Source organism: Helicobacter sp. 23-1045 (assembly GCF_053654655.1).
Window position 1 is genome coordinate 330,645 of record NZ_JBSIUR010000001.1, and the last position, 22,043, is coordinate 352,687.

The following is a 22,043-nucleotide window of genomic DNA, read 5'->3' on the forward strand; positions in this document are numbered from 1 at the left end:
CGTTGTCTCGTGAGCACAATTTGTCTTTGGGTATTCATTCCGCAGATTTGCTAAATTTCAGGTGCTCGCAGACCGCTAGTCTAGTCTCGCACCCAAAATTTAGCAAAAACTACGAAAGCAACACCGCAATTCGCAGAATTTGTGAGCGAAGCGAAACAATCAATACTTCGATTGTTTGAAACGGCGTGCGAGATTCTACGACTCGCACGAAAATCGCAGAATCTAATGCAAAAAACCTGTCATTGCGAGGCAGTTTGAGCGAAGCGAAAACAACGAAGCAATCCATATTTTCGTCATTCTCACGCAAGTGAAACGAGCGAAAAATCTCCGCCTTTGCGAGATTCTGCGATTTTTTGCAGAATCGTGGCAATCCACATATTCCGTCATTGCGAGAAAATGCGTAGCATTTTCGTGGCAATCCAAGATTCTGCGTTTTTTGTGTGATTCGCAGAATCTAAAAAGAGATTTTTCGCTTTGCTCAAAATGACAATTTGATTTGGATTGCCACGATTCTGCTTCGCAGAATCTCGCAATGACGGAATAATTTCCCCCTCCCTTGCGGAGGGGGATTAAGGGGGTGGGTTAGATTCTGCGTTTTTATCACTTTTCGCAGAATCTCACAAATCCGCAGAATCTAAAAAATCCTTATCGCAAAAACTTCCCGCGTGAATATTGCTAAACGCTTTTTTGAGCGAGATAAAAAAGTCCTTATTTTGCGCCTCGATTTCGCGTAGCATTGCCTTTGCACTTGCCCTTGCAAAGGGCTTTTTGTCGCTATCTACCCAATTTATCGGGCAGTTGCAATCAGGGGCGATATAAATTTCATTGCTTTTGATAAAGTCGATAATCTGCCGTTCGCGCACAAAAATCAGCGGACGAATGACAAATAGCCCGTTCCCAGCGCGATAAATCGGTGGCATAGAGCGCAACGCGCCATTGTAGCTGAAATTCATCACAAAGCTCTCCGCCGCGTCATCTAAGTGGTGCGCCAAAGCGATTTTGTTAAATCCGCCCTCCAACGCCTTGCTATACAGCGCACCGCGCCTCATACGCGAACAAAAACTGCAATATGAGCTATGTGGGCGTTTCTTTTCCTCCAAAGCCTCAAAGATTTTCGTGCGGTAGAGTTCGTAGGGAATGCCGTGCTTTGCGCAATAATCGATGATATATTCATACTCGCCCCCGCGTCCGTAGTCGATTGTGATTGCTTTGAAGTCAAATTTAAAGGGTGCGTGGCTTTGCATTCGCTTTAAAATCATAGCTAGTAGCATCGAATCCTTGCCCCCGCTAAGCCCCAAAAGCACTTTGTCGCCCTCTTTTATTAGCCCATACTCGGCGTTTGTCCGCCCAACTGCGCTTAAAATCTTTTTGCTTATCATCGTTAGTCCTTTATAGATTCTGCGTTTTGGTTAAAAATTTGCATTCTTTGTGCTTCATTTTCTTGTAGATTCTGCGCCATTTTCATAAAATTTTTTATGTCATTATTGCGGATTATTGAAATGTATTGCGCTTTATCGCCCTTTTGAATTATCACAGGCGCGAGATTCTGCTCCAAGCAACTATACACGATTAGCAATCGCCCGATTCTGCCGTTGCCATCGCTAAAAGGGTGGATTTTTTCAAAACTTATATGCGCCTCCAAAATCGCGCACAATTTTTCATCATCATTTTTTGCATTCTCAAATCGATAGTAGAGATTTTCGCACCACTGCGCCATCGCGGTAGGCACTTGATAAGGCGGGAGCGTATCAAATGGCGCGCCAATGATGATATTTGGGATTTTCTTAAACTCGCCATTGTTTTCAAGCAGATTTTCCAAACACAAAGCGTGAAATTTTTTAATGAGCTGTGGCGTCAAACTCGCTTTATTTTGCAGTGAAGTAATTAGATATTGCAGGACTTGCTTATAGTTTTTCACTTCGTAAAATTCGCGCATATTCATTTGCTTTGGGATAAAATCATCCACCAAAATGCTCGCGCTTTCATCTTGGGTGAGCGTGTTGCCCTCGATTGCGGTGGAGTGGTGCGCCATTCTCACACATAAATCAAGTGCGTAGTTGTGATTGCTTAAAATATCTAACATTTTTTGTCCTTGCTTTTGTTGCGCTTTTTAAAAAAGCGCAATTTTAGCAGAGATTCTGCGATTCGCGCAAGATTTTCACACGATTTGCAGAATCATAGCAATATAAATCGCAGAATCTAGCAAGATTCTGCGATTACGCCAAAGCAATGACAAAGTCAGCTTACTTTACACCCGCTTCATTTAGCTCTTTGTAGCCATCACAGCCATTTTGGTCGCCAAAATCACAGGCTTTGCCAAATAGCTCTTTTGTTTTGTATATATTTTCTGCTACACCTTCGCCCTTACCATACATTACACCTAGAATTCTGCAACCCAAACCACTTTGCATTTCACAGGATTTTTCAAAATAACTTTTTGCTAGTTTGTAGTCTATTTTTGTGCCTATACCTAAATAGTATGCACTACCAGCCAAGCCACAAGATTCTGCATTACCCAAACCACAAGCCTTGTTATTGTATTGCAATGATTTGCTCTTATCCTGTCTAACGCCCAAGCCGTTAGAATAATGCTTTGCCAATTTTCCACAAGCAAGTTGCATTATTTCAATAGCGGGGAGTTTCTTGCTTAAATTACCATCGATTTGTTCAAATTGATAGGTAGATTTACTATTTGCCCTATCGCATACCATTTCATAGTATTTTTTAGATTCACTATATTGCTCTTGTTCTAAGTGCAAACCTCCCACAACAACACAAGCACCATAATTTTTAGCATTGCATTGTCTATCAAAATGCTTTATGCAATATGATAAACTCTTATCGCCACACATCATTTCTTGCCATTCACCAGCATTTACAACGCACACGCCACACATTATCGCCACAATGGCGTAAATTAGCTTTTTCATTTAGTCCCCTACTTATACTCAAATTTTATTTGCATTCTTTTTGCGCCCCTGCTCTCTAAAAATGTCATTATCTCTTTGGTTTTTGCTTTGTTTAAAGCAGTCAAACCCTCATTGTCTTGTGCGTTTATATCTACGCCTTTTTCTACCAGATATTTGACAACTTCCAAATGCCCTTTAATAGAAGCCAACATCAGCGCAGTTCTGCCCCACTTGTCTTTTTCGTTTATATTGCCTTTGCTAAAAAACGAAAACAATCCACTCTTACTACTCTCTACTAGCACCTTTACTACCTCCAAATGCCCATCAAAAGAAGCCGACATTAACGCAGTATAGCCGTCATTACTTTTAGCTTTCACATCTGCACCTTTGGAGATGAGATATTTTACTAGCTCTAATTTTCCATTTGAAGAAGCACTAATTAAAGCAGTCCAGCCGAAGCTATCTTTTGCATTTACATTTGCGCCTTTGGAGATGAGATATTTGACTATTTCTAAATGCCCTTGATATGAAGCAATATTCAAAGCATTGCTCGACAAACCTAGCTCGTCAATATGCACAGCATTTACATCTACGCCTTGCTGTTCTACTAGCTGTTTGACTTTATCCAAATCCCCATCTCTTGCCGAATCATATATCAAATCCGCATTTTTATCTGCCCATACAACTTGAATCGATAACACGCCTAGCATAAAAGCTAATAATATTCTTTGAATCCTTTTCATTCTATCCCCCTTATATCATTTGTGATTTTGCCACTAAGCAAATCAGCGACAAATTTTCGCACACAATCCGCAAAATACGCCCTAAAATTCTCATCGCTTATCATATCGCTTTTGGCGTTATTGCATAGCGCACAGGCTAGGACACGATTTGTGGATTTGTAGCCTTGCTTTGGCGTTTTTTGCTCTATATGCAAAGTCGGATTAAATTTAGTCGATAGGATTAGCTCGTCGTTAAAAAGTTGCTCTAATTGCGCTTGTGTAGTCCCGCAATAATAGCACTTTGGCTCTTGTGCGCTATACCATTCATAAAACGCCCTAAATCCGCCAAAATCAGCTTTGCGCTCTTTGTCAAAGCTATTAAATCTCTTGCGTAGTTTGATAAAATCTTTGTATTTGGTGTCTGCTTTGATTTTATCAACTTCGATTTCATTTATGCCTAACTCTTGCGCACTTTGCTTTGTCGTGGGCAGACAATTATTTTTCTCTATGCAATTTAGCGCATAGTCTATGACTTTTTTTGTGTTTTGCTCCATTTTTTGTCCTTTTTGTTGTGAAATTTATTCGCCTTTTGTTTGGGGCGAATCTTGTTTTTTTAACCGCCGACTTAAAATCCACACGCGAATCTTGTGCGCGAAATTATAGATTTATGTAATCATTTGAAATCCTTTGTGGGTGGTTAGAAATGTGAAGTTTTTGTCATTGCGAGGCGCACGAAGTGCAACGAAGCAATCCAAAAAGTAATGTAAATTTTTAAGATTTAATGTGCGAAATTTGCGAGATAAAAACGATAAAAAATCAGTTAAATAAAGGGTAAATTCCCCCCCCCCAAGAGAGTTTCTGTAAGTTTTATGTGGCTTATAAAATCATTGCGTTTCAAAATGTGCCTTTTTGTGTGAAATTTCAAAATAAAATCCGCATTTTAGTTTGAATCAAATTAAAAAATTCTTAAAAGTATTTGAAATTTTGGGATTTTTCGCTTCGCTCAAAATGACATTTTTTTTGGATGGTTGCTTCGCTACGCTCGCAAATTCTGCGAATTGCCACGATTTTGCTTCGCAAATGCAGGGCTTACAAGCAAGTCTCGCAATGACGGCAAGGCACGCTAGATTCCACGCTTCACACAAAATTTTCGCACGATTCGCAGAATCTCGCCCAAATCTAACCCCAAAATATCGCAGAATCTCACTCATCCCAAAGTGAATGTTGATTCGCACTTAGCTCGACTTTATACCTAAATAGCGTATTTTCCAAATTATAAAGCGTTAAGATTCTAGCACTATTTTCAATCAAAGTAATCGTCTTTGCAAGGTGCATTAAATCCCGCCCGTAGGCATAAATCCCATATCCGCGCACGATTACAAAGTTTGCATTGTTTTGCTTTAAAAAATTGCCTACTTCCGTATCAGCGCGCTCTTCCCAGCTATCAAAGGATTTTGGATTGTAGATATTTATCTCTTTTAGCACCTTTGCGCCGTAGTAATCCTTTGGGATAATCTTTAAATGTTGCAGTGAATACGCCAAAGTATAAGGCGGGAGCGCGTAGGCAAAGCATTTTGCTTCGGCGATTTCTTTGTAAATGTATGAGTGCAAAGAGGCTTGCGAGCTTGCTTCATTGTAGCTATAATCGCGCTTGTGTGAGAGAATGACTAGATTTTCTTCGCGCAAATCATCAAAGAGCGCGTCCTTTGTGTTGATGATGAATTTTGTCTCATTTAGTTTGTGCGAGATTGAGCCTTGAAAGATATTAAAACAATCCTTTTTAAACATCGTGCGTGAGATATTTTGCAAATCTCTTAAAACCTTGCTATCTACATTGTTTTTAATCATAATGTGCCTTTTAGATTCGTATAGATTCGCGCTTTTTTCGCGCCAAATTTACATAGATTCACGCGACAAAATTCGCATAAATCGCTTTTAAAAGCGGGATTTTACCATAAAAATATTAAAAAAATTATTTTATGATTCGTAAGATTGTAGCGATTTATATCAAGCTAATTTATATCACTTTACTAAATAAAGTTGATATGATTATGCTAAATGTTGCTAATTTTTAGCAAAAAATTAGCACTCAAATCAAAATATTGCTATTTTTTTAAAAATTTATGTTATAATTTCGCAATTTCTTATTAAAGGATTTTGGATTTGAATAAAAAGCGCGAAAAGCTACTAAATGAAATGATAACCATTTACATACGCGAGGGCAAGCCGCTTGGCTCTGAATCGCTTCGTTTGGAGCTTAGTAGCGCGGATTTTCACATTTCATCAGCTACGATAAGAAATTATTTTAAGGTGCTTGTAAATGAGGGCGTTTTGTCCCAGCCACACATTAGTAGTGGGCGAATCCCTACAAACAACGCACTAAAAAATTATTGGCGCAAAAACATTGACATTAGCGTCCCTTTGGAGATTGGCAGTCTGCAAAGCGTGGCAAATGCGAGTGAAAAATATGAGATTTATTGCGGGATTCGCCTGTGGCAGAGCGATATTTTAAGCGAAGTGGTAAATTTTCGCGACAAATATATCATTTTGCTTTTTAGCGCAAAGCCAAATAGCGCGAAGTCATTTAATATGAAATCAGCGCAAAAAGGCGAATCAAGCGAGGCGATTCTCCCGCATTCATCGCATTTGTATGCGTTTTTGCAAGAAATGCTTTACCAAAATATCGAAGAGATTCGCTTTATGGCACGAAGTGTGTGCGCTAATGTGTTGTTTTATAGTTTGGAAAATCGCGCAAATATCGCAAATAAGGCGTCAAATTTTGGGTGCAAATTTTTGGAGATTAGCGACTCCGCGCTTTTTATGGAGATTTTGAATAGCCACATTTTTTATCGACTAAAAAATGGCTTTCACTTCCTAAAAGACGGCTATTTGGGGCTAATCCAAGATGTGCGCTTTGATGAAAATTTTGGCAAAATGTTTGTCTTTGGGCGACTTGATTGCGATTATGCGGGATTTTACAACGAAATTGCGTCATAACTTAAAAAAGGAGGATAAATGCAAAAAGATGATTTTAGCGAAGTTAGCGATGAATCTTTTAAGTCAAACGCAGATTTAGGCGAATCAGATTCAAACGAATCAAACGAATCAAACGAAAATTTGGGCGATTCAAATGAATGCGATTCAAGTGAATCAAACGCCGATTCAGCCGAATCTAGCGTAGATTCAGACGATTCAAGCGAATCTAATGCCGACAAAATCAAAGCATTAGAGGAAAAATACATTCGCGCTTATGCGGAGTTTGACAATGTCAAAAAACGCTTGGAGCGCGAAAAATATTTGGCTTTGGAGTATGCAAATGAGCAGATTTTAAAAGATTTTTTGCCCATTTTGGATACTTTGGAATCCGCGCTTGATTCGACTAAAAACGATGATAGCGAGGCGGTGGCAAAGATTCGCGAAGGGATTCAGCTAACCATTGATAATTTTATAAAGGCATTTAACAAGCATAATGTCTCGCATATCAGCACGGATGGCGAGTTTGACCCAAATGTGCATAATGCCATTATGCAAGTGCCTTCAGCGGACAAAAAGGACGGCGAAATAGCGCAAGTGATTCAAAAAGGCTACAAATACAAAGATAGGGTGATTCGCCCTTCAATGGTAGCCATTACTAAAAATTAAGGAGTAAAAAATGAGCAAAGTTTTAGGTATAGATTTAGGAACGACAAATTCGGCAATGAGCGTATTTGAGGGCGGTGAAGCGAAAATCATCGCAAACAAAGAGGGCAAAAATACCACGCCTTCAATCGTGGCATTTACCGATAAAGGCGAGATTTTGGTAGGCGAATCGGCGAAACGACAAGCAATCACAAACCCCGAAAAGACGATTTATTCAATCAAACGCATTATGGGGCTTATGTTTGATGAGGACAAGGCAAAAGAGGCGCAAAAGCGGTTGCCTTATAAGATTGTCGATAGAAATGGCGCGTGTGCGATTGAGATTAGCGGAAAAGTTTATACGCCACAAGAAATTAGTGCGAAAATTTTGATGAAGCTAAAAGAGGACGCAGAGGCGTATTTGGGCGAATCTATTAGCGAGGCGGTAATCACTGTCCCTGCGTATTTTAACGATTCGCAACGAAAAGCGACAAAAGAGGCTGGGACGATTGCTGGGTTAAATGTGCTTCGAATCATAAATGAGCCTACAAGCGCGGCTTTGGCGTATGGTTTGGATAAAAAGACGGCAGAAAAAATTGTCGTGTATGATTTGGGTGGCGGGACATTTGATGTAACGGTGCTTGAAACAGGCGATAATGTCGTAGAAGTCCTTGCCACAGGTGGAGATGCGTTTTTGGGTGGCGATGATTTTGACAATCGCATAATTGATTGGGCGGCAAAAGAGTTTAAAGATGAGAGTGGCATTGACATTAAAAAAGATGTGATGGCATTGCAACGCCTAAAAGACGCCGCAGAAAATGCCAAAAAAGAGCTATCAAGCGCAAGCGAGACAGAAATCAATCTGCCATTTATCACGGCAGATGCGAGTGGTCCAAAGCACCTTGTCAAAAAAATCTCCCGCGCGAAGTTTGAGAGTTTAATCGATGATTTAATCGAGCAAACTATCACAAAAATTGATTCGGTTATCAAAGATTCAAATCTCTCAAAAAGCGACATTAGCGAGGTTGTAATGGTAGGCGGTAGCACACGAATCCCAAAAGTGCAAGAGCGCGTAAAAGATTTCACTGCAAAAGATTTAAATAAAAGCGTAAATCCCGATGAAGTCGTGGCAATCGGCGCGGCGATTCAAGGGGGTGTGCTAAAAGGCGATGTCAAAGATGTGCTTTTGCTTGATGTAACGCCTTTGTCGTTGGGAATCGAAACGCTTGGTGGCGTGATGACAAAGGTTATCGAGCGAGGAATCACTATCCCAACCAAAAAAGCGCAGGTTTTCTCTACCGCAGAGGACAATCAACCTGCGGTGTCGATTCACGTTTTGCAAGGTGAGAGAGAGTTGGCAAAGGACAACAAATCGCTTGGCAAATTTGATTTGACAGGAATCCCATCTGCACCGCGTGGCGTCCCGCAAATCGAAGTAACTTTTGACATTGACGCAAATGGGATTTTAACCGTTAGTGCGAAAGACAAAGCCACAGGCAAATCCCAAGAGATTAAAATCACGGGTTCAAGCGGGTTAAGCGATAGTGAGATTGACAAAATGGTAAAAGACGCCGAGCTACACAAAGAAGAGGACGCCAAACGCAAAGAAGTCATAGAAGCGCGAAATACGGCAGATTCGCTTGTGTATCAAAGCGAAAAAAGTTTAGGCGAAGTCAAAGATGATGTGCTAGGCGCAGAAGATAGGGCGAAAATCCAAAGTGCGATAGACGCGCTAAAAGAGACGCTAAAAAATGAAAATGCGAGCAAAGATGAGATTGAGGCAAAAATCAAAGATTTAAATGATGTAAGCCACAAACTTGCAGAGGCGATGTATGCCAAAAAAGACGGCGAATCCAAAGGCGAATCGCCCAAAAAAGATGATGATGTGATTGACGCCGAAGTGGAGTAAAATTTCGCTAGATTCTGCGAAATCCTGCTAGATTCTGCGTTTTTCGCACTAGATTCTGCGTTTTAATTTGATTCGCAGAATCTGTCGCCAAAATCCCGCGAGATTCTGCGAATTATCCGTCATTGCGAGAGAATGAGCATAAGCGAATTCTCGTGGCAATCCAAATCGCAGAATCTGCGTTAAAAATCTGCTAGATTCTGCATTTTAATTCGAATCGCAGAATCTTTTAATATTGTCATTCTGAGGGAGCGAAGCGACGGAAGAATCTCTAAATTTTTTTAAGATTTTTCGCTACGCTCAATCCGCAGGATTGGATAAAGAAACTTCGGCTTCGCCTTGTTTTGCGAACATAGAGAAGCAATCAAATGACAAAAAACAAAATAACCACAGATTCTGCGTTTTTCGTGCGAGATTCTGCATTTTAATTCAAATCGCAGAATCTAAACGGCGCAGAATCTGTAAATTCTCCCCCCCCCCTCCCAAATGCGTGCGGGGGATTAAGGGGGTGGGTTAAATTCTACAAAATCGCCCTACTCTACCGCCAGAACTCCGTATTGTAAATCCCTACGCTTTTTGCCTTAAATACGGGATTTTTACCCGCCTTTTTTTGCGCTTCATAATCACGCAAAACCTTCACCGCAATATTGCTTAGTAGCACCATTACCACGATATTTATACTTGCCATTATCCCCATAAAAATATCCGCCAAGTCCCACGCCAACGCCAAATTCAACTGCGCCCCGACAAACACCGCAAACACCGCACTAAACCTAAAAACTTGCAACAACGCCTTATTTTCGGTGATAAATTTGAAGTTTGCTTCTGCGTAAAAATAATTGCCAATTAGCGATGTAAAGGCAAAAAGCACGATTGCCACACTCACAAAAAGCAATCCAAACACGCCAAAATGCCCCTGCATTACGCCCTGCATTAACGCCATCCCCTGCAATCCGCTCGTATCCACACTCGAACACAGCACCATAAACGCACTCGCCGAGCAAATCACAAGCGTATCGATAAAAACAGAGAGCGTTTGCACCATACCCTGCTTTGCGGGGTGAGAAGTGTGCGCCGCAGCAGCGGCATTTGGCGCAGAACCCATCCCCGCTTCGTTTGAGTAAAGTCCGCGCTTTATGCCAAGCACCATCGCACTCCCGGCAAATCCGCCAAAAATCGCACGAAAGTCAAACGCTTCGCTTAAAACACTGCCAAAAATTAGCGGGATTTTATCCATATTTAGCACGATTACCACAAGTGCCACTGCAAAGTATCCAAACGCCATTATCGGCACTAAAATCGATGAAATCGTAGCGGACTTTTTATCATCGCCAAAGAAAAAGAACGCCACCAAAATCGCTAGCACAATCCCCACAAACGCCGTTAAATGCGTGTTATTATACACTTCACTCCCTACAAAAATCTCCAACGCAGAAGTCATCGTGTAAGTTTGCAGCATATTAAACCCATAGGCAAAGCAAAAAATTAGCGACACGGCAAATATTATGCCAAGTTTGCGCGAACCAAGTGCGCTTTCAATATAATACGCCGGACCGCCCTTGTAGCGGTGAGTGCCGACTTTTCGCTTATAGACTTGCGCCAAAGTAGATTCTACAAACGCACTCGCCCCGCCTACAATCGCCGTAATCCACATCCAAAATAGCGCACCGCTCCCGCCACCGGCAATCGCCACGCTGACACCCACGATATTGCCGATACCCACGCGCGATGCGGTGGAAATCATAAGCGCGCCAAAGGGCGAAATGTGCTCTTTTTCGCTTTTTTCTTTTAGCACGAAAATGCAATCACGCAAAAATCGCAGTTGAATAAATCGTGTCCGAATCGTAAGAAATAATCCGCATAAAATCAGCGCGAAAACCAACCAATATGTGTATAAAAACCCATTTGCAGAATCTAAAATTTGACTAAAACCTTGCATTTTTATCCTTTGAAATTTTTAAAGTGAAAAATTCTAATATAATTTAAAAAATTTTTTGTTACAATTCAGCGATAATTTTTGGCGAGGAATACAAAAATGCACGATATTTTGGAAAAAAAGGCGAGTTTTAGGGAGAGGGCGACGCAAACTTACAAATTATACTTTCCGTATTTCATCGCGCTAATTTTGCTATCTTTGATGCTGTGGCATATTTTTGACTTGCTGATTGGCGATAAGAGTTTGATGGTGCTTTTGACGCTGTGGGAGCAAGAGGACGCACTGCAAGAGAGTGTGCGATTTTACAAAGAGCAAAATGCGTTTTTGCAAAAAGAAATCTTTGAGTTGGTGGGCGGATGAGAGTTTTAATAATTTTATTTTTATGTTTGAGTTTGTGGGCGCGAGAAGACCCATTTACGCCGATTATCTCGCCAAAGGATTCGATTCGCCCCTACTATGGCGAAACTAGCGTGTTTGATAGCGCAAAGATTGAGTTCCCAAGCTCTGCGCGTTTGATTAAAAAAATCGAAGTGACTTTTCAAAATATCGATGGTTCTTTGCAAACCAAAAGTATCGCTGTTAGCGGGAGAATCGACTGGCAAACCCCGCTTTTAATCACCCAAGTGCTAAATAAAAAAGAGCGAGACGCCCTAAGTAATATTGAAAATAAAACGCCCCCACCTGCGCCAAAAAATAAAATGGTAAAGGATATAAATCTCCCCATAAAAGATGTTGCAAAAGAAGTAAAAATCGCAGAATCTAGCGGACAAAAGGTAGATTCTGCGAAAAAAGATTCTACAAACCCGCCAAAAATCGCAGAATCTAAATTAGATTCTGCGCCAAAATCTACGAAAAATGCGCTAGATTCTACGAATAAATCTAAAAATCCCCCATCCCTTGCGGAGGGGGACAGGGGGTGGGTAAAATCACAAAACCCGCCAAAAATCGCAGAATCTAAATTGGATTCTGCGAAATCCGCGCGAGATTCTGCGAATCAGAATCCAAAAACATCACAAAATCTCCCCCAAAAATCCGCCAAATTTACGCCATATAAAGTCAATAACAAAAGCATTTTTATCGCATATCAAGGGCGATTGAAGCGACATTTTTTTATGCAAAATCCCGCGCGAATCGTTATGGATTTTGAGATAAATAAGCAATTTTATAAACGCAATTTTTACACACTTGATTCACCCCACTTCAAACGCCTAAAATACGGACTACACACGGGATTTTTACGCATTGTTTTGGAGCTAAATGGTAGTTTTGTTTATGAGCTAGGCGTCCGCCCCGATGGAGTGCAAATAAATGTTAAATAATATCGTGCTAATCGGCTTTATGGGTTCGGGGAAAACCACCATCGGCAGGGAGGTTGCGCGGTTGAAACAAAGCATTTTGCTAGATACCGACAGCATTATTGAGGCAAATGCGGGAATGAGCGTAAATGAGATATTTAGACGAAGTGGGGAGGCGCATTTTCGCGAGATGGAGATAAGCCTTTGTGAGTTTCTCCGAAAAAATGTCAAAAACGCCATTATTGCCACAGGTGGCGGGATACCTGTGAATTATGATGTGAGGGAGCTAGGCAGTGTGTTTTACCTAAAAGCACCGATTGAAGCGTTAGCAGGGCGAATCACGGCAGATAAAAGTCACAAACGACCGCTGTTTAGGCGATTTGATTTAGCGGCAGAGCTTTATGAAAGACGCATTTTGCATTATGAAAAGCAGGCGGATTTCACGCTAAATGCGCTTGATTCAATCACACAGATTGCAGAGCGCATTTGCAACGCAAATCTCTAAACCACCGCACACCACGAATAAAAAAGGATTTTTATGCAAAAAAGAGCGATTTTAAGTGTGAGCGACAAAAACGGCATTGCGGACTTTGCAAAAGGGCTAATCAATCTTGGATTTGAGATTTTAAGCACGGGCGGGACTTTGGCGCATTTGCGCGAAAATAATATTAGCGCGACTGATTTAGGCGCATACACAGGACAAAATGAGCTTTTTGATGGGCGCGTAAAAACGCTTCACCCAAAGATTCACGGGGGCATTTTATATCGCCGAAATGACGCCACTCACGCGCAGAGTGCGGAGCAAAACGATATTTATCCCATTGATTTGGTGTGCGTGAATCTCTATCCGTTTCGCGAGACTACAAATCGCACAAATGACTTTGATGAAATCATCGAAAATATCGACATAGGCGGTCCTAGCCTAATTCGTGCTGCGGCAAAAAACTATGAAAGCGTCATCATAGTGGTGGATAGCGCGGATTATGGGCGAATCTTGGAGGCGTTGCGCATAGAAAAAGAGGCGAAAAATCCACAAGAATCGCTTGAATTTCGGCGCAATCTTATGATAAAGGCATTTTCACACACGGCGGAGTATGATAGCTTTATCGCAAACTATATGAATGCGCGGTTTAATGGCGGTTTTGGCGAATCGCATTTCATTGTCGGCAAAAAATTTACCGCCACGCGCTACGGCGAAAATCCCCACCAGCGCGGTGCGCTATATGAGTTTAGGGACGCTTGGAGCAAAAATTTTAGCATTTTAAAAGGCGAGGCGAGTTTCAATAATTTTTTGGATATAAATAACGCGCTAAAAATTGTCAGTGCGTTTGACAAAAACGCCATTTGTATCGTAAAACACGGCAATCCTTGTGGATTTGCCATCAAAGATGATTTGGTGGAATCTTACAAATGCGCTCTCTCTTGCGATACTTTGAGCGCGTATGGTGGCGTAGTAGCGATAAATGGGCGGTTAGACGCACTTTTGGCAGAGACTATGAAAGAAGTTTTTTTTGAAGTCATTGTGGCGCGAGAGGTGGAGCAAAACGCGCTAGATATTTTTAGCGACAAAAAGCGAGTGCGAATCTTTGCGATAAATGGGGACTTTTGGGATACAAATTCAAGCGTGAAGCCAAGCAGCGATATGGATTTCCGCAGGATTCAGGGCGGATTTTTGCTTCAAACGCAGGATTTTATCGATGAGCGCGAAGTTTTGGAGGCAAAGCAAATGGGCGAGTGCAAGGCAAATGATTCGCAAATGCAAGATTTGCTAATCGCGCATAAAATCGCGGCATTTACGAAGTCAAATGGCATTGCCTTTGTCAAAGATAGCGTTTTGCTAGGCATAGGAATGGGGCTTACAAGTCGCGTAGATGCGGTGAATTTGGCAATTTCAAAGGCGCAGAAAATGGACTTGGATTTGAGCGGTGCGAGTGTGGCAAGTGAGGCGTTTTTCCCATTTAGAGATAGCATTGATTTACTTGCGCCTTGCGAGATTAGTGCGATTATCGAGCCGGGCGGAAGCATAAGGGACAATGAAGTCATAGAAGCCGCAAATGAGCACAAAATCGCACTATATTTCAGTGGCAAAAGGCACTTTTTGCATTAGATTCGCGTGAAAAATTTTAGATTCGCGCAAAATATTTTAAAAAAAAAGGATTACAAAAATGGCAACACAATGGAAACTAGAAAACGATGTCGATGACTTCGTAAAGGCGATTTTTGAAAGTTTAGGTTTAGTCAAAAATGTCGATTACAACGAGAAAAAACCCACAGAATATTTAGAGGACGCCCTAAAAGGCGCAAGCAAGACGATTAAAAAATCGGGCATAGGCAGACCCGATTTTACCTGTGAAAAATACACAATCCACAACGCCGTTATCCCCGTTGTGATTGAATCCAAGCTAAAATCCGACAAACTTGTAAAGTTTGATAAAGATAGTGGCGCGATTAGCTTTAGCCAAAATAATGTCGCCCAATACGCGCTAAATGGCGCACTGCATTATGCCCGCGCCATCATTTCAAGCGAAAAATACAAAGAAGCCTTTGCCATAGCTATAAGCGGAGATTCTGCCGATAAAGTAGCAATCGCCGTGTATTATGTCTTTGGTAGCTCATCTTTAGCGTATAAAGATACAGGGATTCATAGCTTAGATTTTTTGCAATCCCAAAGCACATTTGAAGCATTTTATCAAGCCTCCACACTTACAGAATCTGACAAACACAACCTTTTAGCGCAAGGTAAAGCCCTTTTAAGCGAACATAGCAAAAAGCTAAACAAACTTATGCACAACCACAACATTACCGCGCCCCAACGCGTGCTCTATGTCTCAGGTATGATTCTCTCAATGCAAAAGACTTATGACGCAGAGCTACACGCGCTTATAAATGGGCTTAGTATCGATGATTTGCAAGGTAGCCAAGAATCCAACAAAAGCGATGGCGATTTAATCTACTCCCAAATCCAAACTTTTCTACAAACCAAAATCAAAGATAGCAAAAAGCTCGCTCTTATGCTTGATTCATTTAGAGAAATCAAAAAAGACCCCGATAGAAACAAAATCCCCAAAACCTACACCCACAAAGCAGGGGAAAAGAAAAATCCAAATGATTCAATAGTCGCGCATTTACTCCAAAGCCCAAGCTCTATAAACAAGCAAATTTTTGCCTACATTTATGAGCATATTTATAGCGAGATTGATGGTATTAGCGGGCATTTAGACATTATGGGCGAAATGTATAGCGAGTTTTTAAAATACGCGCTAGGCGATGGCAAAGAGTTAGGCATCGTCCTTACCCCGCCTTATATCACCAAAATGATGGCACAGATTCTAAACATTAGCGAAAATGACAGCGTTATGGATTTAGCCACAGGCTCGGCAGGTTTCTTAATCTCATCAATGGAGCTAATGATAGACTCCATAAACGCCAAATACGGCAAAGACACAGCAGAAGCAAAACAGCGCATAATCAAACTCAAAAAATCCCAGCTTTTAGGCGTGGAGTATAACGCCGAAATGTTTACTCTTGCCACTACAAATATGATTTTGCGAGGCGATGGCTCTAGTCAGATTCACAAGGCAAACACCTTTGAGACTGATAGCAAAGACGCACAAGGCAAAAGCATTTATGATATTTTCAACGCCACAAAGATTTTGCTAAATCCGCCCTTTACTTGGGAGGAAAACGGAATGCCATTCATCGCCTTTGGGCTTAAAAATATGAAGCAAGGCTTAGGCGCAATCATTATCCAAGATAGCGCAGGAAGTGGCAAAGCGATAAAAAGCAACAAAGAGATTTTGAGCCACAACACGCTTTTAGCAAGTATCAAAATGCCTGTGGATTTATTTCAGCCTATGGCAGGCGTGCAAACAAGCGTGTATATCTTTGAAGCGGGAATCCCGCACGATTATGACAAGCCCGTGAAGTTTATCGACTTTCGCAATGACGGCTTTAAGCGCACCGCGCGGAGTTTGCAAGAGGTGGATAATCCCACCACGCGTTATGCAGATATTATCAAAATCTATAAGGCAGGGAAAAATGCCAAAGTGGATAGCACGCTGTGGAATTTAGATGAAATCTATATCGAGGATTTTATAAGCGACAGCGGGGCGGATTGGAATTTCGACCAGCATAAAAAGGTGGATTCTAAGCCTACATTGCAGGATTTTAAAAAATGCGTGAGCGAATATCTCGCGTGGGAAGTCGCAAATGTCCTAAAAAAGGATTGTCTTTAGCGTAGTTAATGATTCTCTAGTGCTTTGTCATACTGACCCTAAGCAAAGCGAAGGGGAAGTATCTCAAAAATCGACAAATAGAGATTCTTCGCTTGCCTTGCGACAAGCGAAGAATGACAAAAGGGTAAGCAATCTCGCGAATCTTGAATCAGAATTTATCGCACAAGGTGGCAAATGGGAGGAATTTGCAATAAGCGATTTATTCAAAGTAGATTCAAGCAAAAAGATTTTTCACGCAAATCAGATTCAAACAATCTATAACACAGAGCAAAATGGCACTTATCCCTATGTCGTTCGCTCAACGCTAAACAACGGCATAAGAGGTTACATTAGCGAAAATGCGGAATTTTTAAACCCCGCAAATACACTATCATTTGCACAAGATACTTTTTCGGTTTTTTACCAAGAAAAGCCCTATTTTACGGGTAATAAAGTTAAGATTCTAATCCCAAAATTTGAAAATTTCAACAAAATAAAAGCCCTATTTATCGTCTCAATCTATCAAAAGGCTTTGGCGCATTTGACTTGGGGCATAGGCTCTACAACTGAAAGCATACAAGAGATTAAAATCCCGCTCCCCACGATGCAGGGCAAAATCGCCTTTGATTTTATGGAATCTTACATAAAAGAGCTAGAAGCGGAGCGAATCGATGAAATGGAAGCGGAGCGAATAAGAGAGCTAGAAGCATATTTGGAGGTTACGGGGCTAAAAGATTATGTTTTAACTATCAAAGAAAAAGATTCGTTAAAAGCCTTTGAAACGATGCAAACGAGAGAGAGAGAGAGAGAGAGAGAGTAAAACCGCCACTTGATTTGCATTGGCGCGAATTTACAATCGGGGAGTTGTTTGAGATAAAACCTACAAAAGCCTACAAAATGACAAATACTACATTATTTGCGACAAAAGGCAATGTCCCTGTGGTTACCAATTCTAGCTTAAATAATGGCGTAAGTGGCTATGTGGATTTAGAGCCGACAGAAAAAGGAAATATGATAACTTACAGCGACACCACGACTTCGGAGGGGATTTTTTATCAGCCACGAGATTTTATAGGATATTCTCACATACAAGGGCTTTATCCGCTTCAAGATTCGGACAAATGGAATAAATACGCATTGCTTTATTTTGTCGTGCTGTTTAGAAAAGCGAGTTTTGGGCTGTTTGATTATGCAAATAAATTTAATAGGCAAATCGCAAAGCAAATGACAATAAAATTACCCACGAATCAAAATAATGAAATCGCCTTTGATTTTATGGAAAAGTTCATTAGCGCGGTGCAAAAAGAAGTGATACAATCCGTAGTGCTATGGAGCGAAAACCGCATAGAGACCACCAAAGCGATTGTAGAAAATCACTAATTACTTTATATCTTATAATGAATCTATTGCCTTGACAGCATAAAAAGTTAGTCCGCAAAATACTAGTATTGTAAAAATGGCAAGTGATAAACCTATCATTTTATTTTCCTTAATTTTTTAAGATTTTTTAAAAGATAGCGTATTAAAATCCAAAAGAAAATTGCAATAGCAATAACACCAAGCACACAAGCAACTGCTTGAAATGTATTTATGCTTTCAATATTGACAACTACAAAGGCAAAAATACCAAATAATGCAGTTAGCAAAGCAAACATTATGCCTTTCATAATGTCTATTTTGATTTTAATCTCTTCTTTTTTACTCATAGTGCGAATTATAGCATAAAAAATTGCTATGCAAACATTTGCTAAATCATTTTGCCAAACTAAATTTGTGTAAAGATTTTGTGAATTAAACAAAATACAGAATCTAAATTTTATTGCGCTATAATGCCATTTTTAAATTTTACAAACGCCAAAAATTCGCAACTCAAACAAAAAGGACACACATTGAAAAACATTCGCAATTTCTCCATAATCGCTCACATAGACCACGGCAAAAGCACACTAGCAGATAGAATCTTGCAAGTTTGCGGTGGCGTAGATTCGCGTGAATTAAGCGCACAAATGCTTGATACGATGGACATCGAAAAAGAACGAGGCATTACCATAAAGGCGCAAAGTGTGCGATTAAATTATACGCTTGAAGGCGAATCCTACACGCTAAATCTCATCGATACGCCCGGACATGTGGATTTTAGCTATGAAGTTTCGCGCTCATCTCTCGCACAAACTGCGCGATGACTTTATCTTGCCACCAAATATGTGCCAAAATCTTCGCACTCATCGCCTTTCTCTTAAAATTTGGCGTAGAATCTATGAATTTTTCAATCGCCTCCATCGGTGCGCCAAAATCCGCCACAGGCGCGTTGTATGGCGGGTGATTTGAAGTTGTCATAATCATATTAAAGGTTTTTAGCGCGGGATTTGCGGTAGATTCAGTGATGATTTTATCCGCAATAAAGGCAAAGAGATGATTATCATAAGCTCCCCATTCATTTTGATAAGGTGCTTTATATCCCTTATTTGCGGCATTTTCGATGATGTGAGTGCCAAAGAAAATGCGTGAAAAGCCCTGCCTTGTTACAAAGCTATCTAATTTCTGCCACGAGCCACTACCGCCGTAAAAAAAGCTCCCTTCAAACCCCAAATCACGCAGTATTACGGCAGGTGCGAATGCGATATCATTGAATCGCCCCGCAAGCAAGCTCAAAGGGATATCCGTTTGAAGTAGTCCGCTTATTTGCACATCCAAACTTTTTATCGTGTTGCCCGCATTTTGCAAGAAAATATCCGCTTTGAATCCGCCCTTTTGCTTTGCTAACTTTTTTAGCTCACTACTTAAATCAAGCAAATCAAACTCGCCATCAAAGTGCCACTCGCTCATCGATTCAGCGATGATGTAAAAAATATGATGAATCGCGCTTTTATCCCCGCGCTCCACGCGCTTTTGCAATAGCACTCTTAAATCGCCATTTGCGCCCAAACTCTCATAGCCACTAAATTTTTGTGCCACAAATGCGGGCGATTCGCCTTGTATATAGTCGCTAAATTTGGAGTGGGCGATTTTGCGGTATGCTTTATGCACGATGTGTAAGTCGCGGAATGCGCCTATGCTGACTTTGCGTAAAAATGCGTTGCCAACGGGGCGAATCTCTTTGCCTAAACTTATGCCTTTGAATCCAAAATGCCCATTTATCGCAAAAAGTGTGGCAAAGGCAAAGGTTAGAAAAAGCGCGATTACACTTATATTTTGGGCGAATCGCGTGAAATTTTTGCTTTTTGGATTTGCGGGATTTGCGAGTAGATTCGCAAATTTTGGTGAATCAATTTTGCGAAAAATCGCATTTATGGCAACCACAAGTGCCACACTTATCGCAATCCACGCGAAAATTTTAAGTGTAAGATTGTATTGCCCGCTCATCGCCGTGCTAAAAATCGCACCCCTATCATCAAAAATCAGCCCCAAAAGATTCGCATTAAAAGTGTCGCCATAAATCTCATAAAAGCCCATATTTGCGATATTTACAAAGGATATCGCGGTAAGAATTAGCGCGATAAAAATCTGTGCTATCTTGCTAAAAATCCGCCACGCACACAGGGCAAAAAGCACGAATGCAACAAGTGCCAAAACCCCCGCGATTTGCCCGAAATATCGCGCGCCATTTATTAGCGTTTGAAAAATCTCTGCGTTAGATTCAAGTGTGCCGATATTACCGCCCCAAATGCCGATATACGCGATAAAAAACGCTCTAAATGCGAAATCCACCACATACAAAAACGCAAAAAATACAAGCGATTTTGCAAAGATTCGCGCAAAATTTACGCTTGAAAAATAACCGCTTGTAACATTAACGCTAGAAAAATTAGCACCCCAAAAATTACTACCCCAAAAATTAACGCCCATCGCGCCTCCAAAAATGTGAGATTTTGTAAAAATAAATTTGGCATTGTAGCATTTTTGGGATTGGATTGGATTTAAGCGCAAATAAGATTCGCGCGAAACGGCGCAAGATTCAGCGAGATTCGCTCGAATCGGCGTGGATTTAAGCGTAGATTCAGCGAGATTTACGCGATTCAAGCGCAAATACGATTCGCGCGAATCTAGCACTCTTCACAATCAAAATCCCAGCTGATTTCTAGCGTTTTTAGCTCTTTTAAGTCCATTTTCTTTACATCGCACGCCAAACAATCCTTATTTGGGCAATCATTATCGCAAGATTTAGCAAAATACTGCTTTGCTTTTGCCAAATCCTGCTTGACTTTTTTGCCACCCACAGCTTCGCCCACAAAATAGATTTTGGATAATTTATAGCATTCTCCGCCCATCTCACAGGCTTTTTCGTAGTATTGCATAGCTTTGTCATAGCTTATCATTTCGCCAATGCCGTATTCTTTTGCCTCCCAATCATAGATTTTGCCAAGCGCGTAGCACGAACCAGCATTATTTAATTTATGACAAGCCAAATGGTGATAAAAGGGTATAAATTGCTTTTTTTGTGCTTTGCTACTATCGATTGAAATTTCTAATTTGTATAGATTGTCGCAATATTCTACATTGCCCAAACACGCCTTTTTGCCAAACTCTCTTGCAGAATCAAAATTGCGATATGATTTGTGCGTATAATAAAAATGCGCCAACTGCATACAGCTCTCTATTTGATTTCGCGCACAGGCTTTTTGTGCTGTCATTTGAAAGTATCTAGCGAGTTCATCATCATAATTCACATAATCCACCGAAGAAGCCAAATAAAAATCATTGCCATATATATAGCGATAAGCGACAGAGGCAAATTTAGCGCAACTTTTTGCGTCATTTTCAAAGCATTGCTTTTGAAGTCTATCAGAGAGTTCATCGCGCATTTGGCAGATATTTGTTGTTTGCAATCTATCTTTATTGCAAAGATAGTCCAAATTTTTAAGGTCATCATTTTTAGACAAATGCAGTGCCTGTCTTTGCGCTACACTATTTAGCTCATCACAGGCTTTTGGCACATATTCACATAGCTTGTCAAACTCATCTATAATGCTCCATAAATCAGAGCCATCGTTAGATGTGCTTAAATCAATCTTTGTTTTTTCAAAACACGCATAATCATTAGTCAAACCCAAATCATAGCGATAGTAGCAGGCTTGCGCCAAATATGCCCTCAAATCAAACGAAGGCACTTTTGGCGCAAATGCTACCAATCTTTCACAAGCCTCAAGTGGTGTTTCAATCTCACAGGCTTTTTTGTAGTGTTGCAATGCTGCCTCAAAATTGCCATCTTTTTCTTCTAACTCTGCTAATTTGATACATTGCAAATTATCGCTATATGTATCGTCATTATCGCGATTTTTATCTTCGCTGTAACATTGCTCATAAAGTTTTGTTTTGCTTTCAATGCTACAAGCAACTAATCCCACTAAAATCACAAAAATCACGCCAAATGCCGTTGCAATTTTCATTTTGTCCCTTTTGATTTTAGATACAAATTTTGCAATTTTAGTAAAAATCGCTAGAT

General features: G+C 40.7%; 25 protein-coding genes and 1 pseudogene. 13 read left to right on the top strand and 13 right to left on the bottom strand.

Features of this window, described 5'->3' with window-relative positions; all coding sequences use genetic code 11:
• Window positions 1–109: 109 nt before the first annotated feature.
• The 8 genes from ACWIUE_RS01915 to ACWIUE_RS01950 form a co-directional block, all read right to left on the bottom strand.
• Window positions 110–418 carry a hypothetical protein gene (locus ACWIUE_RS01915; RefSeq protein WP_454134350.1) on the bottom strand — a complete coding sequence of 103 codons (309 nt, stop codon included), beginning with the start codon at window positions 416–418 and terminating at the stop codon, window positions 110–112.
• Window positions 384–533, bottom strand: coding sequence for a hypothetical protein (locus ACWIUE_RS01920; protein WP_454134352.1), 150 nt, complete (start codon window positions 531–533; stop codon window positions 384–386). The genes ACWIUE_RS01915 and ACWIUE_RS01920 overlap by 35 nt, the downstream gene beginning before the upstream one ends.
• Window positions 479–604 (bottom strand): hypothetical protein, encoded by a 126-nt coding sequence (locus tag ACWIUE_RS01925; RefSeq protein WP_454134354.1) that lies wholly within the window; start codon window positions 602–604, stop codon window positions 479–481. Before ACWIUE_RS01925 ends, ACWIUE_RS01920 begins: the two co-directional genes overlap by 55 nt.
• Before the next feature lie 13 nt (window positions 605–617).
• Entirely contained in the window at window positions 618–1,379 is a 762-nt protein-coding gene (locus ACWIUE_RS01930; protein WP_454134356.1) for a tRNA 2-thiocytidine biosynthesis TtcA family protein, read from the bottom strand.
• A 2-nt stretch (window positions 1,380–1,381) separates the two neighbouring features.
• The gene (locus ACWIUE_RS01935; RefSeq protein WP_454134358.1) at window positions 1,382–2,083 is read right to left on the bottom strand and encodes a Fic family protein; all 702 of its coding nucleotides are present in this window, start codon (window positions 2,081–2,083) and stop codon (window positions 1,382–1,384) included.
• 160 nt (window positions 2,084–2,243) lie between these two features.
• The gene (locus ACWIUE_RS01940) at window positions 2,244–2,930 is read right to left on the bottom strand and encodes a tetratricopeptide repeat protein (RefSeq protein WP_454134360.1); all 687 of its coding nucleotides are present in this window, start codon (window positions 2,928–2,930) and stop codon (window positions 2,244–2,246) included.
• Between the two features lie 8 nt (window positions 2,931–2,938).
• Window positions 2,939–3,652, bottom strand: a complete 714-nt coding sequence (locus ACWIUE_RS01945) for an ankyrin repeat domain-containing protein (protein ID WP_454134361.1) — start codon at window positions 3,650–3,652, stop codon at window positions 2,939–2,941.
• Window positions 3,649–4,185: a hypothetical protein gene (locus ACWIUE_RS01950; protein ID WP_454134363.1), complete on the bottom strand. Its 537-nt coding sequence runs from the start codon at window positions 4,183–4,185 to the stop codon at window positions 3,649–3,651. Before ACWIUE_RS01950 ends, ACWIUE_RS01945 begins: the two co-directional genes overlap by 4 nt.
• A gap of 454 nt (window positions 4,186–4,639) precedes the next feature.
• Here ACWIUE_RS01950 and ACWIUE_RS01955 point away from each other — a divergent pair, with 454 nt between their 5' ends.
• Window positions 4,640–4,852, top strand: coding sequence for a hypothetical protein (locus ACWIUE_RS01955; RefSeq protein WP_454134364.1), 213 nt, complete (start codon window positions 4,640–4,642; stop codon window positions 4,850–4,852).
• Here ACWIUE_RS01955 and ACWIUE_RS01960 read toward each other — a convergent pair.
• Window positions 4,835–5,479 (bottom strand): class II aldolase and adducin N-terminal domain-containing protein, encoded by a 645-nt coding sequence (locus ACWIUE_RS01960; protein WP_454134365.1) that lies wholly within the window; start codon window positions 5,477–5,479, stop codon window positions 4,835–4,837. The two genes, ACWIUE_RS01955 and ACWIUE_RS01960, sit on opposite strands and share 18 nt — an antisense overlap.
• 315 nt (window positions 5,480–5,794) lie before the next feature.
• Between ACWIUE_RS01960 and ACWIUE_RS01965 the strand changes: the two genes are divergently transcribed.
• The 4 genes from ACWIUE_RS01965 to ACWIUE_RS01980 all read left to right on the top strand — a co-directional run bounded on the left by ACWIUE_RS01965 (window position 5,795) and on the right by ACWIUE_RS01980 (window position 9,672).
• Window positions 5,795–6,628 (top strand): hypothetical protein, encoded by an 834-nt coding sequence (locus ACWIUE_RS01965; protein WP_454134367.1) that lies wholly within the window; start codon window positions 5,795–5,797, stop codon window positions 6,626–6,628.
• A gap of 18 nt (window positions 6,629–6,646) precedes the next feature.
• The gene (gene grpE, locus ACWIUE_RS01970) at window positions 6,647–7,273 is read left to right on the top strand and encodes a nucleotide exchange factor GrpE (RefSeq protein ID WP_454134369.1); all 627 of its coding nucleotides are present in this window, start codon (window positions 6,647–6,649) and stop codon (window positions 7,271–7,273) included.
• A gap of 10 nt (window positions 7,274–7,283) precedes the next feature.
• Entirely contained in the window at window positions 7,284–9,158 is a 1,875-nt protein-coding gene (gene dnaK, locus ACWIUE_RS01975; protein WP_454134371.1) for a molecular chaperone DnaK, read from the top strand.
• A 310-nt stretch (window positions 9,159–9,468) separates the two neighbouring features.
• Window positions 9,469–9,672: a hypothetical protein gene (locus ACWIUE_RS01980; RefSeq protein ID WP_454134373.1), complete on the top strand. Its 204-nt coding sequence runs from the start codon at window positions 9,469–9,471 to the stop codon at window positions 9,670–9,672.
• Between the two features lie 21 nt (window positions 9,673–9,693).
• Here ACWIUE_RS01980 and ACWIUE_RS01985 read toward each other — a convergent pair whose 3' ends face one another.
• The gene (locus ACWIUE_RS01985) at window positions 9,694–11,094 is read right to left on the bottom strand and encodes an alanine/glycine:cation symporter family protein (RefSeq protein WP_454134374.1); all 1,401 of its coding nucleotides are present in this window, start codon (window positions 11,092–11,094) and stop codon (window positions 9,694–9,696) included.
• Window positions 11,095–11,172: 78 nt separating this feature from the next.
• Here ACWIUE_RS01985 and ACWIUE_RS01990 point away from each other — a divergent pair, with 78 nt between their 5' ends.
• From ACWIUE_RS01990 to ACWIUE_RS02020, 7 genes are all read left to right on the top strand, one after another.
• Window positions 11,173–11,451, top strand: a complete 279-nt coding sequence (locus ACWIUE_RS01990; RefSeq protein ID WP_454134376.1) for a hypothetical protein — start codon at window positions 11,173–11,175, stop codon at window positions 11,449–11,451.
• The gene (locus ACWIUE_RS01995; RefSeq protein WP_454134378.1) at window positions 11,448–12,410 is read left to right on the top strand and encodes an AMIN domain-containing protein; all 963 of its coding nucleotides are present in this window, start codon (window positions 11,448–11,450) and stop codon (window positions 12,408–12,410) included. The genes ACWIUE_RS01990 and ACWIUE_RS01995 overlap by 4 nt, the downstream gene beginning before the upstream one ends.
• Window positions 12,400–12,891 carry a shikimate kinase gene (locus ACWIUE_RS02000; RefSeq protein ID WP_454134380.1) on the top strand — a complete coding sequence of 164 codons (492 nt, stop codon included), beginning with the start codon at window positions 12,400–12,402 and terminating at the stop codon, window positions 12,889–12,891. The genes ACWIUE_RS01995 and ACWIUE_RS02000 overlap by 11 nt, the downstream gene beginning before the upstream one ends.
• Before the next feature lie 33 nt (window positions 12,892–12,924).
• Window positions 12,925–14,493 (top strand): bifunctional phosphoribosylaminoimidazolecarboxamide formyltransferase/IMP cyclohydrolase, encoded by a 1,569-nt coding sequence (gene purH, locus ACWIUE_RS02005; RefSeq protein ID WP_454134382.1) that lies wholly within the window; start codon window positions 12,925–12,927, stop codon window positions 14,491–14,493.
• A 58-nt stretch (window positions 14,494–14,551) separates the two neighbouring features.
• Window positions 14,552–16,621 (top strand): HsdM family class I SAM-dependent methyltransferase, encoded by a 2,070-nt coding sequence (locus ACWIUE_RS02010; RefSeq protein WP_454134384.1) that lies wholly within the window; start codon window positions 14,552–14,554, stop codon window positions 16,619–16,621.
• Between the two features lie 19 nt (window positions 16,622–16,640).
• A complete protein-coding gene (locus ACWIUE_RS02015) occupies window positions 16,641–17,420 on the top strand; it encodes a restriction endonuclease subunit S (RefSeq protein WP_454134386.1) in 780 nt (259 codons plus the stop codon).
• A gap of 77 nt (window positions 17,421–17,497) precedes the next feature.
• Window positions 17,498–17,980, top strand: coding sequence for a restriction endonuclease subunit S (locus ACWIUE_RS02020; RefSeq protein WP_454134387.1), 483 nt, complete (start codon window positions 17,498–17,500; stop codon window positions 17,978–17,980).
• 95 nt (window positions 17,981–18,075) lie between these two features.
• On the opposite strand, the gene ACWIUE_RS02025 is transcribed toward ACWIUE_RS02020, so the two are convergent.
• Window positions 18,076–18,399, bottom strand: coding sequence for a hypothetical protein (locus tag ACWIUE_RS02025; RefSeq protein WP_454134389.1), 324 nt, complete (start codon window positions 18,397–18,399; stop codon window positions 18,076–18,078).
• A 90-nt stretch (window positions 18,400–18,489) separates the two neighbouring features.
• Here ACWIUE_RS02025 and ACWIUE_RS02030 point away from each other — a divergent pair.
• Window positions 18,490–18,759 (top strand): annotated as a pseudogene (locus tag ACWIUE_RS02030) (GTP-binding protein); the annotation flags it as partial.
• Here the strand turns inward: ACWIUE_RS02030 and ACWIUE_RS02035 are convergent.
• Both ACWIUE_RS02035 and ACWIUE_RS02040 read right to left on the bottom strand, forming a co-directional pair.
• The gene (locus ACWIUE_RS02035) at window positions 18,737–20,446 is read right to left on the bottom strand and encodes an LTA synthase family protein (protein WP_454134538.1); all 1,710 of its coding nucleotides are present in this window, start codon (window positions 20,444–20,446) and stop codon (window positions 18,737–18,739) included. The pseudogene ACWIUE_RS02030 and the gene ACWIUE_RS02035 sit on opposite strands and share 23 nt — an antisense overlap.
• 197 nt (window positions 20,447–20,643) lie before the next feature.
• The gene (locus ACWIUE_RS02040) at window positions 20,644–21,987 is read right to left on the bottom strand and encodes a tetratricopeptide repeat protein (protein ID WP_454134391.1); all 1,344 of its coding nucleotides are present in this window, start codon (window positions 21,985–21,987) and stop codon (window positions 20,644–20,646) included.
• Window positions 21,988–22,043 lie beyond the last annotated feature (56 nt).